Annotated in this window: 13 protein-coding genes and 1 tRNA gene; 4 read left to right on the forward strand and 10 right to left on the reverse strand. The window is 65.3% G+C overall.

The genetic code is table 11. From position 1 onward, the window contains the following. Positions 1 to 206: 206 nt before the first annotated feature. Positions 207 to 281, reverse strand: a tRNA-Glu gene (locus QX121_RS30805). Positions 282 to 699: 418 nt separating this feature from the next. Beyond that, positions 700 to 1,038, reverse strand: a complete 339-nt coding sequence (locus QX121_RS30810) for a hypothetical protein (protein WP_315778338.1) — start codon at positions 1,036 to 1,038, stop codon at positions 700 to 702. Between the two features lie 31 nt (positions 1,039 to 1,069). On the opposite strand from QX121_RS30810, the gene QX121_RS30815 reads away from it, so the two are divergent. Further along, the gene (locus QX121_RS30815) at positions 1,070 to 2,050 is read left to right on the forward strand and encodes an RluA family pseudouridine synthase (protein WP_315813842.1); all 981 of its coding nucleotides are present in this window, start codon (positions 1,070 to 1,072) and stop codon (positions 2,048 to 2,050) included. A 219-nt stretch (positions 2,051 to 2,269) separates the two neighbouring features. Further along, a complete protein-coding gene (rpoH, locus tag QX121_RS30820) occupies positions 2,270 to 3,169 on the forward strand; it encodes an RNA polymerase sigma factor RpoH (RefSeq protein ID WP_315737032.1) in 900 nt (299 codons plus the stop codon). A gap of 92 nt (positions 3,170 to 3,261) precedes the next feature. On the opposite strand, the gene QX121_RS30825 is transcribed toward rpoH, so the two are convergent. Both QX121_RS30825 and QX121_RS30830 read right to left on the reverse strand, forming a co-directional pair. Then, positions 3,262 to 3,885, reverse strand: coding sequence for a peptidoglycan recognition family protein (locus tag QX121_RS30825; RefSeq protein WP_315813823.1), 624 nt, complete (start codon positions 3,883 to 3,885; stop codon positions 3,262 to 3,264). A 21-nt stretch (positions 3,886 to 3,906) separates the two neighbouring features. Continuing rightward, a complete protein-coding gene (locus QX121_RS30830; protein WP_315813824.1) occupies positions 3,907 to 5,142 on the reverse strand; it encodes a GGDEF domain-containing protein in 1,236 nt (411 codons plus the stop codon). Between the two features lie 257 nt (positions 5,143 to 5,399). Between QX121_RS30830 and QX121_RS30835 the strand changes: the two genes are divergently transcribed. After that, on the forward strand, positions 5,400 to 5,597 hold the full coding sequence (locus QX121_RS30835; RefSeq protein ID WP_315813825.1) for a hypothetical protein: 198 nt from the start codon (positions 5,400 to 5,402) through the stop codon (positions 5,595 to 5,597). A gap of 105 nt (positions 5,598 to 5,702) precedes the next feature. Here the strand turns inward: QX121_RS30835 and QX121_RS30840 are convergent, their stop codons facing one another. Further along, positions 5,703 to 6,092 (reverse strand): response regulator, encoded by a 390-nt coding sequence (locus QX121_RS30840; RefSeq protein WP_315778335.1) that lies wholly within the window; start codon positions 6,090 to 6,092, stop codon positions 5,703 to 5,705. A gap of 151 nt (positions 6,093 to 6,243) precedes the next feature. On the opposite strand from QX121_RS30840, the gene QX121_RS30845 reads away from it, so the two are divergent. Next, complete coding sequence (locus QX121_RS30845; RefSeq protein ID WP_315813826.1) at positions 6,244 to 7,083, forward strand: SDR family oxidoreductase; 840 nt, start codon at positions 6,244 to 6,246, stop codon at positions 7,081 to 7,083. 157 nt (positions 7,084 to 7,240) lie between these two features. On the opposite strand, the gene QX121_RS30850 is transcribed toward QX121_RS30845, so the two are convergent. The 5 genes from QX121_RS30850 to QX121_RS30870 form a co-directional block, all read right to left on the reverse strand. Beyond that, positions 7,241 to 9,208, reverse strand: a complete 1,968-nt coding sequence (locus tag QX121_RS30850; RefSeq protein WP_315813827.1) for a methyl-accepting chemotaxis protein — start codon at positions 9,206 to 9,208, stop codon at positions 7,241 to 7,243. A gap of 257 nt (positions 9,209 to 9,465) precedes the next feature. Further along, complete coding sequence (locus QX121_RS30855; RefSeq protein WP_315813828.1) at positions 9,466 to 9,807, reverse strand: rhodanese-like domain-containing protein; 342 nt, start codon at positions 9,805 to 9,807, stop codon at positions 9,466 to 9,468. 49 nt (positions 9,808 to 9,856) lie between these two features. Continuing rightward, positions 9,857 to 10,414: a YeeE/YedE thiosulfate transporter family protein gene (locus QX121_RS30860; protein ID WP_315813829.1), complete on the reverse strand. Its 558-nt coding sequence runs from the start codon at positions 10,412 to 10,414 to the stop codon at positions 9,857 to 9,859. A 10-nt stretch (positions 10,415 to 10,424) separates the two neighbouring features. After that, entirely contained in the window at positions 10,425 to 10,967 is a 543-nt protein-coding gene (locus tag QX121_RS30865) for a YeeE/YedE thiosulfate transporter family protein (protein ID WP_315756100.1), read from the reverse strand. A 447-nt stretch (positions 10,968 to 11,414) separates the two neighbouring features. After that, positions 11,415 to 13,103: a methyl-accepting chemotaxis protein gene (locus QX121_RS30870; protein WP_315813830.1), complete on the reverse strand. Its 1,689-nt coding sequence runs from the start codon at positions 13,101 to 13,103 to the stop codon at positions 11,415 to 11,417. Positions 13,104 to 13,516: the final 413 nt, after the last annotated feature.

The raw sequence follows: 13,516 nt of genomic DNA on the forward strand, positions 1-13,516 counted from the left end.
CCGCCGTATACGTGATCCGTATGTACGGTGGTGTGGGAGGGGTGGAGTCGCGAGACTCCCCCCTATCCCGATCGGCCTGCACCCGGCCTTCCCTGCGCCCTTCTCTCGGAAGGGCGTCCCGAAGAGCAAAGCTCGGACGCGAAAATGCGCCGCGAGGCTGAGGAGCCGCGCGTACAGGTTAGAGATGAAGGGTTGAGCGCCGGGAATGGCGCTCCCTAGGGGAATCGAACCCCTGTTTCAGCCTTGAGAGGGCCGCGTCCTAACCGCTAGACGAAGGGAGCGTGAGGTGAACCGCATAGCCTCGAAATCGCCGCGCCGCAAGACGGGGATGGGAATTTTGTGGGGTGAGTGCCTCGAGGGTCTTTCCCCGTGGGGACCCCCACCCCCGCCCCCTCCCCTCCCCGCAAGGGGGAGGGGAGTGGACTGCCCGGGCGGCGAAGGGATCGGCCATCATAGGATGGAAACAGCCGGCCAAGGCGGCGGTGGGCGCCCTCTCCCGCTTGCGGGGGAGGGTTGGGGTGGGGGCGCGGCGGGCGGCGGTGCGTGTGGAGAGAGTTCCCCCACCCGCATCGCATCTTTCGATGCGATGCGAGCTCTCAGAGCGAGCTTCGCTCGTCTCGCCCCGCTGGCGGGGGAGGCGCTGACTGCCCGTGTCGAGAGAGATGGGCCAAAATGGGCGGGCGAAACCGCCCCTGCCCCTTACGGCTCCACGGCGAAGCGGAGGCGGCCGGTGGGTTTGAGGGTCTTGGCGTCGAAAGTGCGGATCTCGGTGGTGCCGGAGACGTCCAGCGTCACGGCCAGGCGGTCGCCGGCGGTGCCGGTGGCGACGATGCGGGCGCCCTTGGGCAGCATGGCGGTGAGGTCCGGGCCCGAAGCTGTGCTTCCATCGCCGCGGAAAAGGCGGTAGCCGATGGCGACCAGAAGCACTGCGATCGCGATCGAGGTGGTCACGCCCGCGATCATCATCATGCGCCGCAGCCGCGCCATCAGCTGGGCCTGCTCGGGCGAGGACGGCTCGGGCGCAACGGTAGAATTCATGGACATCTCGACTTCACAATCCCACGGTCTGATGACGGTCACGGTCGCCGGCGACGAAGGCTCGCCGCGGCTCGATCGCGTGCTCGCGGTCCGGCTGCCGGAGCTGTCGCGGTCGCGGCTGAAGGCGCTGATCCTGGCCGGTCAGGTCAGCCTCCGCGCGGAGGCGGTGCGGGACCCCGCTTATCACGTCGCCGCCGGCGACACGATCACAATCGACGTGCCGGAAGCGGCGCCGGCCGAGCCCGCGGCCGAGGCGATCCCGCTGAAAATCATCTACGAGGACGACGACATCGTCGTCATCGACAAGCCGGCCGGCCTGGTGGTGCACCCCGCCGCAGGGCATGAGACGGGAACGCTGGTGAACGCGCTGATCGCACATTGCGGCGCCAGTCTTTCCGGGATCGGCGGGGTGAAGCGCCCTGGCATCGTGCACCGGCTGGACAAGGACACCACCGGCCTGATGGTGGTGGCGAAGAACGATCACGCGCACGCCTCGCTCAGCGCGCAGTTCGCCGATCACGGCCGCACCGGCGCGATGGAGCGCGGCTATCTGGCGTTCGCCTGGGGCGTGCCGCACCGGCCGCATGGCACCATCAACGCAGCCATCGACCGGCATCCGCATGCCCGCGACAAGATGGCGGTGCGGCCCAAAGGCCGCGAGGCCATCACCCATTACGAGGTGCAGGAGAGCTTCGTCGGCCGCGACGGCAAGCCGGTGGCGTCGCTGATCGCCTGCCATCTCGAGACCGGGCGCACCCACCAGATCCGGGTGCATCTGTCTCACCTCGGCCATCCGCTGCTCGGCGATGCCGTCTATGGCCCGCATTTCAAGACCAAGGCGAACCAGCTCGCGCCGGCCGCGCGGGACGCGCTCGAGGCGCTCGGGCGGCAGGCGCTGCACGCCTATCTCCTGGTCATCGAGCACCCGCGGACGGGAGAAATAATGCACTGGGAATCGGAGCTGCCGGAGGATCTCATGCTGTTGAGGAGCGCCCTGCGAGCGGCGCTATGACGCAGCGCCTTCAGAAAACCGCAAGCATGCCAACAGGTTATGGCAGCCACACGGGGACGTGACCCCCGGAATCCTTCCACCGGGGGGCGAAAATGGTGTATGTTGCGCCTGCGTCGAATGGTCGACGCATGGAACGTCGCAAACCGGCCGGCTTTAACCAAGCGACCGCTTTGCCTGGCCCGCCGCTATCGGGGGCCTGAACCAACTGGAGGGCGCTCGATGGCCCGTACAGCTACGCTGCCGGTTCTCAATGGAGAATCCGGACTTTCACGCTACCTCGCCGAGATCCGCAAGTTCCCGATGCTGGAACCGCAGGAGGAGTACATGCTCGCCAAGCGTTGGCGCGAGCATGACGACAGCGACGCAGCGCATAAACTCGTGACCAGCCACCTCAGGCTCGTGGCCAAGATCGCCATGGGCTATCGCGGCTACGGCCTGCCGATATCCGAAGTCGTTTCGGAAGGCAATGTCGGCCTGATGCAGGCGGTGAAGAGGTTCGAGCCCGAGAAGGGCTTTCGCCTCGCCACCTACGCCATGTGGTGGATCAAGGCGTCGATACAAGAGTACATTCTGAGATCGTGGTCGCTCGTGAAGATGGGCACGACCGCGAACCAGAAGAAGCTGTTCTTCAACCTGCGCAAGGCCAAGAGCAAGATCTCGGCGCTGGATGAAGGCGATCTGCATCCGGATCAGGTCAAGCTGATCGCGAAGCGCCTCGGCGTGACCGATCAGGACGTGGTCGACATGAACCGCCGCCTCGGCGGCGACGCCTCGCTGAACGCGCCGATCCGCGACGACGGCGAAGCGGGCGAATGGCAGGACTGGCTGGTCGATACCTCGCCCAACCAGGAAGCCATCATGGCCGAGCACGAGGAGTATGACCACCGCAGGCAGGCGCTGAACGGCGCGATCGGCGTGCTCAACGCGCGCGAGCGCCGCATCTTCGAGGCGCGGCGCCTGGCCGACGAGCCGATGACGCTCGAAGACCTGGCGGCCGAGTTTGGCGTGTCGCGGGAGCGCGTGCGCCAGATCGAGGTGCGCGCGTTCGAGAAGGTGCAGTCCGCCGTCAAGGGCGCCATCGCCAAGCAGGAGGCGGCGGCCCTCGAGGCCGCGCATTAGCGGCGCGGCTTGCGGCTTGAAGGTGGTCTTTGGATGCGATCGGAGCCGGCGGAGACGCCGGCTTCTTGTTATGCGATCAGTTTGTTATGTGATCAGTCCGGCGCAGCGCGGGCGAGCCCGGCGAGCGCACAGCCCTCGCAATAGCGGGCATCCTTGTAGTCGATCCAGTTGTGCGCATAGATCCGCTCCCGCGGGATCTGATAGCGCAGCCGGAGCAGCTTCGAGAGAATGCGCCACGCGGCGATCTGGGCTTCGGTGGCGGGCCGGGTGACGTCGGGATAGTTGCCGGCGAACTCCACGCCGATGGAATTGTCGCGCACGACCTTGCGATAGGTCGGGCCGTTGTCGATATAGCGGTTGTCGCTGCGGTTGGCGCCGTCGCCATGCAGCGTCACCAGGGTTTCCGGCACCGCCCAATACACCGTGCCGTCGGTTTCCACCCACACGGTGACGCCGCGCCGTTTCGGGTTCTTGGCTTGCGCCAGCGCCCCTGATCGCGCCGATCCCGCCGGCCCTTCGGTCTGGTGGACGATGATGTTGGTCCAGGGATGGGCCTGGGCGGGATCGCCCCACGGCGCCAGCCAGACCATCTTCAGACCGGGGATGTCCGGCGTGCCGGACGAGCGGGCGAGCGACGTGAGATCCTCGGCCGAGACCGGCGCAGGAAGGAGAAGCAGCGCGAGCGCTGCGCGGAGGAAGAACAGAGCCGGCCTCATGGCCGGCAACGATAGCACCGGCTACCCGGCGGTGGCATCCTGCCGGCGCGGCGGTGCTATCATCGGCTCGATCTGATCCGGCGCCAATGCCGGCGTCTCATGGTCGCCGGCGAAGACGGCATAGCGGTTCTTGCCCTCCTTCTTGGCGGCATAGAGCGCCTGGTCCGCCCGCGCCATCAGCCGGTCGGGGAATGCGCCGACATCCTCGGTCCATTCGGCGATGCCGATCGAGACCTCGATCGGCACCTCGGCGCCGGCACAGGCCTCCGCATCGTCGCGGCAGACCTGCAGGATGCGCCGCGCGATCATCGCGCCTTCGCGCAGGGCGGACGCCGGCAGCACGATGCAGAATTCGTCGCCGCCGGTGCGCGCCAGCATGTCGCCGGGGCGCAGCCGGGTCTGGGCCATCAGCGTGAAGTGCTGCAGGCAGGCATCGCCGGCGGCATGGCCATAGGTGTCGTTGATGATCTTGAAGCCGTCGAGGTCGATCACCAGCAGCGCGAACGGCCGCCGCGAGCGCTCGGCGCGCGCGCATTCCTCGCTCAGGCGCTGCATCAGGTGACGGCGGTTGGCGACGCCGGTGAGATCGTCGAGCAGCGCGAGATCGGCGACCTCGTTGCGCAGCCGGTCCACCGCCATCAGCAGGAAGCCGAAGTTGAGCGACATCGACAGGAAGATCAGCAGCAGCACCGCGGCCGCCTGGCCGCTGGTGGAGTGGCTGAAATTGAAATCGGCGCCGACGAACGCCCCGATCGACCGCGCGGCAAACACCGCGATGATCAGAACGGACAGCAGGCCGGCCAGCCGCGCTCCCGGATTGACGGGCCCGCGCCTCGCATCCAGCACCAGCCGCGCGATGATCGCCATGGGGACCGCCTGCCCGATCGAGTAGCATAGGATCCTCAGCGGGCCGTGGTCGTACACGTATTGAAAGAATGCGATCGACGCGCAGGTCATCGCAACGACGGTCAAGCTCAGCCGCCACGACGCCCTGTAGCCATAGAAGCGCTCGACACCCATCGCCGCGAGGCAGATCGCGAAGGTCATCAGCGAGCCGCCGGCCAGCAGCGGAACGAACGAGCCGAAATAGAACCGCGTCAGCGCGAACGTCGCCGCTGGCGCGCACATGAACGCAGACGCCGTCCAGTACCGCGCCGAATCCAGATTGGGATAGCTGCGCATCACGTAGGCCCAGATCAGGCCCAGCGCGAGGAAATTGACCACGAAGGCGGTCCACAGCGTCGGAACGTTCAGCATCCCGACAGCAGGACGCCGCAGCTCCTGTCCTCGATGTTCAATAGCGCCGCGCTCATGAGCTACCCTGTTGTTCGCGGCAACATGGGCGCGGCGCAGTTAACGGTTCCTCAAGGTCGCAACCAAGATTGCGCCTTGGTTTTGAATCAATGAAGACACCTTTTACGATCCGCTAACCTTGTCACGACCTGCGTGCCAACGGCGCAACTGGCCGGCGAATGCATCGAGCTGTGGATAAGCGCAACCGTGCTGGTGACAGCGTGAGGCAGAGCTTCGCGAATCTGCTGGGATCGACACCCGAGGCTGATGCATGGCTGGCGTGCGCCAGCGAAGCCTCGAAGTCGCGTTGCAATCCATCAACTCCTGACGAGGATTCCATGGCGAAGAAGGCGAAGAAGGCCGCAAAGGCCACCAAGAAAGCTGCGAAGAAGACCAAGAAGGCTGCCAAGAAGAAGTAGTTGCACTTCCCGGGTGGGAGCGCGGCTTCCACCCGGCTCTCAGTCAGCTCGACCCGCTAGCCGATCCTACGTCTCCACCGGTCGGCGGTTGCCACGCAACACGCCTCACCTGATATCGGGCGCGCGCTCGAGCGTCACCTCGGCTTCGCGCAGCACGTCCAGCGGCGCCCACGGCTTGCTCCAGAACTTCGTGCCGCCCGGCAGCGGCTGCGACAACGGCCGGCCGGAGGTGACGACCACATTGATGTGGGGGTGACGCGCCTTGGCGAGATGGGCAAGCTCGACCCCGTTCATGCGGCCCGCCAGATTGACGTCGGTCATCAGCAGCACGATGCGATGACCCGGCTTGTTCAGGACGAGTTCGGCGGCCTCCGCGCTCTCACACGCGATCACGTCGTACTCGCTCTCTTCGAGCAGCAGCGTGATCATCTCGCGCTGCGCCAGATCGTCTTCCACGATCAGTGCGGTGGCACGGAAAGGTTGCGACTGTCCCATGCAGGTCCTCCACGAATGTGTGCTCGTAAAGTAATGTGAGTTAAAAGCTGAACGGCCGGATGGTTCGGTTCCAATCAGAAAAAGTGGCAGAAAGCCCAGCTGCAATTGGAACAGGCACGTAGATCCGGTCGATCAGGGGAGTGAAGCGACAATGACGATCATTCGAGGCGCATCTGCCGCCGTGACAGGCGCAGCCAGCGGCATCGGCCGTGCGCTGGCGCAGGAGCTGGCGGCGCGCGGTTGCGATCTCGCGCTCGCCGACCGCGACGAGGCGGGCCTCGCAAGCCTCGCCGCCGAGCTCGCCGCGAGCGGCCGCAAGGTGACCACGCACCGGCTGGACGTCAGCGATGTCGCTGCAGTCAACCAGTTCGCGGAGGACGCGGTCCGCGCGCATCCCGGCCTCAACATCGTCGTCAACAATGCCGGCGTGGCATTGTTCGGCAGCTTCGCAGAGATCGATCAGGCGGAGATGGACTGGCTGTTCAACATCAATTTCTGGGGCGTCGTGCACGGCACGCGGGCGTTCCTGCCGCATCTTTCGCGCCAGCGCGAAGCGCATGTCGTCAACCTGTCCTCGATCTTCGGCATCATCGCTCCGCCCGGCCAATCGGCCTACGCCGCGGCAAAGTTCGCGGTGCGGGGATTTTCCGAGAGCCTGCGTCACGAACTCACAGCCGCCGGCAGTCCCGTGCGGCTGTCGGTCGTGCATCCCGGCGGCATCGCCACGGCGATTGCGCGCAATGCCCGCGCCGGCCAGGGCATGACCGACAATGCGCGCCGCGTGCAGGCCATCGAACGGTTCGAGCGGCTCGCCAGGACCAGCCCGCGCGATGCCGCGTTGCGGATCATCGAGGGCGTCGAGCGCAATGAGCCCCGCATCCTGATCGGCGGCGATGCGCGCTTCATGGATCTCCTGCAGCGGTTCATGCCGGGCACCTATTGGCGCGTGATGGCGAAGCGGCTCGAGAAGGCGGCCGCGAAGCAGGCGTGAGCCACGGGACGGGAGGCGCCGCCCCGCCTCGCGCTCTCGAGACCACGGCACCAGGACACAGCTCATGCCGGTCGGACACGGGAATCACCCCCGTGGCGGATACGCCGGAGCGATCGGCGTGTCGGCGAGCTTGATACTTCAGCCACCCAACGACCGGTCAGGCCGCTCTGATATGAGCCAGGAACTGGTTGACCTCGCTGCGCAGCCGGGTCGACTGCTGCGCGAGCTCGCCGGCCGCCGACAGCACCTCGTTAGCGGCGTGGCCGGTCTGCACGACCCCGGACGTGACGCCCGCGATGTTGCGCGTGACGTCCTGGGTCTTGCCGGCGACGACGTTCACATTGCCGGCGATCTCGCGGGTCGCGGCATCCTGCTGCGCGATCGATGAGGCGATGATGGTCGAGATCTCGTCGACCTCCTGGATCGTGGTGCAGATCATACCGATGCTCTGGACCGCGGCGGCGGTTTCGGCCTGAACCGCGGCGATCTGAGCACCAATCTCCTCGGTCGCCTTGGCCGTCTGGGTCGCCAGCGTCTTGACCTCGCTGGCGACGACGGCGAATCCCCTGCCCGACTCGCCGGCGCGCGCGGCCTCGATCGTCGCATTCAGCGCCAGCAGATTGGTCTGGCTGGCGATCTGGTTGATGAGTGCGACGACCTCGCTGATCTTGATGGCGGCAACGTTGAGCCGCTGCACCTTGTCGTTGGATTGCTGCCCTTCGTCCGCGGCCTTGCGAACCACGGACGATGCACGCTCGAGCGTCTTGCTGATCTCGTTCATCGAGGATGACAGCTCTTCGGCCGCCGAGGCAACGGTGTTGACATTATCCGATGCGGAGCCGCACGCCTGCGACACCGTCAGGGCCTGCTGCTTCGATTGATCGATCGTCACCGACATCGAACGAGCGGTCGCCTCCATTTCAATGGCCGCAGCCGACACTGCGTCGACAAGGCCGCGGACGCTGGCCTCAAAGCCATCGGCCACCTCCATCAGCATGCGGCGCCGATCCTCCTCGGCACGAGCCTGGGCCTTCTCCTGCTCCGCCTGCAGATCCCTCATCCGGATGGCGTTGTCCCTGAAGACCGAAACGGCGCGCGCCATCTGTCCAACCTCGTCCTTGCGCCAGTCGGCCGGGACGCTGACGTCCAGGTTGCCATCGGCGAGCTCGCGCATGGCGCTCGTCATCTGGACGATCGGGCGGGAGATGCTGCGCGCGATCAACAGCCCGGCGAGCGCGATCAGCACGAGGCCGGCCAGCGTCATCCCGATCGCCAACGCCCCGGCGCGATTGCGGGCCTGGATGAACTCGCTGTTGTCCATGATGATCTCGACGGCGCCGATCGGCTTGCCGGAGAAATCCTTGATCGGGCCCAGCAGCGCGACCACCGGAACGCCTTTGAGCTGTCCTTGGCGCGACAGGAAGCTGCCGGCCGATGCTTCCCGATAGTCGCCGCTTGCGAAGAAGGAGGTCTCCCCGATCGTTGTCGCGAACAGCTTGAAGCCGTTGTCGCCAGCCAGGCGGAACGCGACGTCGACATTCCGGCTGCGCTTGAACTCGTCGAAGAAGTTTTGGCCAAAGGTCAGGCCGAACTCGACCGAGCCCAGATGTTTGCCGGCGGAAACGATCGGTACGACGCCGCGGAGGCCGAGGCCGGCAACGCCGCCCTCCAGCCCGACGATCGGCTTGCGGTCGGTGTTGGCGGCCACCACCGTCTTGCGGAAGCCCGACAGATCGTCGCCGAACTTGGCCGGCTGGTGCACGCGCAGGAAGGACATCGCCGGCGGCGTGTGAAACTGAAACTGGTCGACACCGTAATCGGACTTCATGCTGGCCATGCCCGCGCCGAACAGCCGCATCAAGGCGTCGCGGTCGTTCTGCGCCATGGCGTCCTGGACGGCGGGGATCTTGGCGACCACCGCGCTCATGGCTTCCGCGCGGGTCGACTCCAGCTGCAGGCGCGAATTGAAGGCGTCATATTGGGCGTGGAGCTCGCGCTCATTGGCGCGGTCGATGATGCCGCCGATGATCCACATGGCGACCAGCAGCACGAAGAGGGCCGTCGCGGCCGCGCCGATCACCAGAGAAAGGGTGATCCGGGTTCTCAAGCCAACAAGCTTCAACATGCAATCCTCGAACGTCGACCGGTGTTCGAGTATTGCAGCGTTGCAACTAATTATTCCTGAACGATTCAACCAATGGAGTGGACCAACAACAAATTAGCTGCTGCGGGCGAGAACGGCTATCGAAGCTTTCCGCCGCACACTTTGCTCTTAACCTGCCGCAACCCACGCTGGTTGCAGGTCATTTCATCTCAACCAGAACAGATCCGTTCGGAACGTCCTGACAGAGCAGAAGGTCGGATCTGTCGGACAGGGCGCGTTCAGGCGACAGGACCGCCGCGCGCCCGCCAGCAGCTCATGCCGCCGGCATAGTGGCGGATATCCTGCCGCCCCGCCGACAGCGCCCGCCGCAGCGCGGTGGCCGAGCGGCCGCCAGCCTGACAGATCAGAACCACCGGCTTGTCGTGCACGAGGTCGCCCGGGTCGAAACGCGACAGCGGGTGATTGACGGCGCCGGGAATGTGTCCGCCCTTGAACTCATGCGGCTCGCGCACGTCGACGATGACGCAGCTCCGCTGCTGATGCGCCCGCACCAGCTCGTCATGCTCGATCGCCGGCACACTCGTCGATCCGGTCAGCTTGCTGAACAGTCCTGATAGCATGGGAGGAACCTCTCACTGATTGACATAGGGGGCACTCAGGCGACTCCGCCTACCCCTGTGTCCGCTTCGCCTTGGCCTCGGATGCTTCGACCCAGAAGAAGAACGCACCTGCGCCGATCGCGAGCGCGGCGAACCAGGCGCCATCCGGCACGCCGGTGATGTCGGGTAGCCGCACCTTGCCGAGCGCCCAAACATTCAGGACGTGAGCCTTCACCCAGTCGAAGCTCAGCGCATAGAGGATCGCGCCGACAATCATGCCGAAAGCGCCGACTGCGGCATGCACGCTGCCGCTGGCGATGGCGCCGAGCGCGGTGCCCGGGCAGTAGCCGTAGACCACCATGCCGACGCCGAACAGCGCCGCGCCGAGCGCGACCGCGAGCATGTTGGCGTCCTTGACGTAATATTTGGTGTTGCCGGTATCGACCAGCAGCAGAACGCCGACGCCGCCGACCACGATCGCCGTGCCCATCACCTTCAGCACGGTGAAGTCGCGCAGCCGGAACTGGTTCTCGATCACGTTGCAGCTCGTGACCTTGCCCTGCTGCAGCAGATAGCCGAACACGGCGCCCATCAGCAGCGGGCCGGCGATGCTCATCAATGACGTCATGGCCATTCTCCTATGCTTTGCGAAACATGACGCGCGACGCCAGAAGGCCGGTCGCGAACATCACGGCGAGGAACAGCCAGCTCGACAGCGCCAATTGCAGACCGCCGGAGATGCCGTGTCCGCTGGTGCAGCCGCCGGCCAGACGCGCGCCATACATGATGACGATGCCGCCGAGAAACGCGGCCACGAAGCGCTTGACCACAGACGGGCCAAAGCGCTCCTTCCAGACCTCCGGTACCAGTTCGAGGCGCCACGTGCCGGAGATGATCGCCGACAGGAATGCGCCAAACGGAATGCCGACCAGGAACCAGACGCCATAGTCCCATTTCAACGGCATCGACTTCCAATAGCTGTTGGCGGCGACGGCGTCGGATCCGATCACCGGCGCGGCAAACAGCGATGCGATGCGCGAAAACGCCGTCGTGACGCCGAGCGGGTCGCCGAACCCGGCAAAGGCCACCCAGCTGAGGACGCCGATGCCGGCGCCGACCAGATAGGGCGACCAGTCGATGCGCTTGGACTTGCCCAGATCCTTGACCATGACGTCGTTCATCATTGCCACGACGGGTCCTCCCTGCTGACGCGGCCCAGCGCCGCGACCGACTTACGTTACTATATGCATATATTCGAATTTCTGCAATTATAATTCAGCCGCTGCCGACGGGTGAGGTGAAAAGGCGGGGCTCTGCGGCAGCCTAGCTGCGAGGAAACAGCGGCACTGACGAACTCGGGGACGGCAGCCCCGCGCAAGCCGCGGCGGAGCATGATCCGCCGCGACCCCACGCTCTGTTCATGTCGGCGCGGGCCTCGCAAGCCCATCGTCACCACGCGATTCGGTAACGCAGCTTGCCGCGGCCGCGCGAAAGATCCTCGAGATGAGGCTCGCAGGCCACCGCAGAAGCGATGGCAGCGTGGCCGGCGCACCTGTCAGCACACCCGACGCGGGCCGGCCGAAATGGCGGCGAGATCGGATCTGCGCGGCTCTCAGTCGCTACGAACCCTAGGCGGCTCTCACGCCGGCGATGAACTTCTTCACTTCCATGCTCAGTCTGGCACTGTCGTCGGCCAACGATTTCGCGGCGGACAGAACCTGGGAAGCCGCGGTTCCGGTATCGACGGCGCCGCGCTGCACATCCGCAACGTTGGCTGAGACCTGCTGCGTTCCCGCCGCCGCGTGCTGGACGTTGCGCGAGATCTCCTGCGTGGCGGCGCCCTGCTGCTCCACGGCCGATGCGATCGTCGACGAAATCTCCTGCAATTTCTCGATGGTGATGCTGATGTCGCGGATGGCACCGACCGATTGCTGGGTGGCGGACTGGATGCCGGAGATCTGCTGGCCGATCTCGCCGGTGGCCTTCGCCGTCTGCTCGGCCAGCGCCTTGACCTCGGATGCGACCACCGCAAATCCACGGCCGGCCTCGCCGGCGCGTGCGGCCTCGATCGTTGCATTCAGCGCGAGCAGATTGGTCTGCCCGGCAATCGTATTGATCAGCTCGACGACGTCGCCGATGCGGGCAGCGGACTTCGAAAGCTCGCTGACCTGTTCATTGGTCTTGCGGGCCTGCGCCACCGCCTCATTGGCCATCTGGGCCGAATCCTGGACTTGCCTGCTGATCTCGTTGACGGACGCGGAGAGCTCCTCGGTCGCAGATGCCACCGACTGCACATTGGCGCAGGCTTCCTCGGAAGCCGCGGTGACGGATGTGGCCAGGTTCTGTGCGCGGCTCGCCGTGTTGCTGAGCCCGCCGGCGTGACCCTCCAATGTGCTCGATGCCGTGGACACGGTGTCGACGATCTCGCCGACCACGGCCTCGAAGCGGCCAGTGATCTCGTCAAGCCGCCGGCTGCGTTCCAGTTTCACCTCTGCCTCTTTCGAAGCGATATCGTCGGCCTGCTTCTTCGCGATCAAGGCGGTCTTGAAGACCTCCAGGGCGTCCGCCATCATGCCTACTTCGGTCTTCTGGCCGCGATAGGGGATCTCCGTCGCCAGGTTGCCCTCACCGAGCGCCTGCATCGGCCTGATGATGGAAGCGATGCACCGGGAAATATCGCGAACGAACCAGCTTCCGACGCCGATGCCGGCGAGAACGGCAAGGACGATGACCGTCGACATCAATGCAAATGCCTCGGCATAGCCATCCGCGGCGATCTTCGTCTCGGCGTCGGCGCCACGATTGTTGAGGTCAATCAGCTTTCGAAGATATTCGTCCGACTGATTGGCGACGCCCCGGACCGTCTTGTTGAACAGATCGCTTGCCTGCTTGGTCGCATTGCCGTTCCCTGCGCGCAGCACCTCGAGCACACCATCGGCAGCCTTGACATATTGCTTCCAGCCCCGCGACCAGCTCTCGAACAGGCTGCGCTCCTCGGAAGACGAGATCATCGCCTCATAGGAGCGGCGCGCCGTCGCAATGACGGCGAGCGTTGCCTTCATGTTGCGGTCGAGATTGTCCTTCTCCTCAGTCGTATCAGCCATCATGTAGGCTCGGAGCTGCGCCCGATTGAGATTGATCGCCGAACGCAACTCGCCGAGCACGCGCACGCTCGGCAGCCAGTTCTTGGCGATCTGTTCGGTATGCGTGTTGATTGTCTGCATGCCGCGGACGGCCAGCAATCCGACGATGGTCATCGCCAGCAGCAGCAGCGCAATGACGGCCGCCATTTTTGCTCGAATGGAGAGTTGCGTCATCTCGCGTGCCTTTCGTAGTCCCGGCGATTCGTATCGGTCCGCCGCATGATTGCGCCGTACCCCTCGCGACGGTAACACTCCACCTTCGCAAATTGGTTAACGAGCGGGATCTCGAGACTGGGATCTACCAACGTCATGTTCGGGCGCGATGGTCCGAACGCCCTGTTCGGCGCGCATCTCCTGTGGTCGACCCGCGGACCACGCGATCCGCGCTCCGGCGTGAACGACGCAAAGACACGTGTCTTCGGGTTCGATCCGATCTGATCAGACAATGTTTTTGTCAGAGGCCTGGAGTGCGCCGACACGCCAGGCGTCGACGAGCCTGTGACAGACAGGTCCCGGAGATTCATGGATGCTGCTCTTTGACGCTGCATTTTCAATGCCGCTCAGCAGAAGCAGGCTCGCTTCCGCAA

The sequence above is a fragment of the Bradyrhizobium sp. SZCCHNR2028 genome (genome assembly GCF_032380995.1).
GTDB lineage: Bacteria > Pseudomonadota > Alphaproteobacteria > Rhizobiales > Xanthobacteraceae > Bradyrhizobium.

Coding starts and splice junctions, on each gene's coding strand:
- QX121_RS30825 (WP_315813823.1), bottom strand. CDS start 3,885: ATGAGGCCGGCTCTGTTCTTCCTCCGCGCAGCGCTCGCGCTGCTTCTC.
- rpoH (WP_315737032.1), top strand. CDS start 2,270: ATGGCCCGTACAGCTACGCTGCCGGTTCTCAATGGAGAATCCGGACTT.
- QX121_RS30830 (WP_315813824.1), bottom strand. CDS start 5,142: ATGCTGAACGTTCCGACGCTGTGGACCGCCTTCGTGGTCAATTTCCTC.
- QX121_RS30860 (WP_315813829.1), bottom strand. CDS start 10,414: ATGACGTCATTGATGAGCATCGCCGGCCCGCTGCTGATGGGCGCCGTG.
- QX121_RS30855 (WP_315813828.1), bottom strand. CDS start 9,807: ATGCTATCAGGACTGTTCAGCAAGCTGACCGGATCGACGAGTGTGCCG.
- QX121_RS30850 (WP_315813827.1), bottom strand. CDS start 9,208: ATGTTGAAGCTTGTTGGCTTGAGAACCCGGATCACCCTTTCTCTGGTG.
- QX121_RS30815 (WP_315813842.1), top strand. CDS start 1,070: ATGACGGTCACGGTCGCCGGCGACGAAGGCTCGCCGCGGCTCGATCGC.
- QX121_RS30810 (WP_315778338.1), bottom strand. CDS start 1,038: ATGAATTCTACCGTTGCGCCCGAGCCGTCCTCGCCCGAGCAGGCCCAG.
- QX121_RS30845 (WP_315813826.1), top strand. CDS start 6,244: ATGACGATCATTCGAGGCGCATCTGCCGCCGTGACAGGCGCAGCCAGC.
- QX121_RS30840 (WP_315778335.1), bottom strand. CDS start 6,092: ATGGGACAGTCGCAACCTTTCCGTGCCACCGCACTGATCGTGGAAGAC.
- QX121_RS30870 (WP_315813830.1), bottom strand. CDS start 13,103: ATGACGCAACTCTCCATTCGAGCAAAAATGGCGGCCGTCATTGCGCTG.
- QX121_RS30865 (WP_315756100.1), bottom strand. CDS start 10,967: ATGAACGACGTCATGGTCAAGGATCTGGGCAAGTCCAAGCGCATCGAC.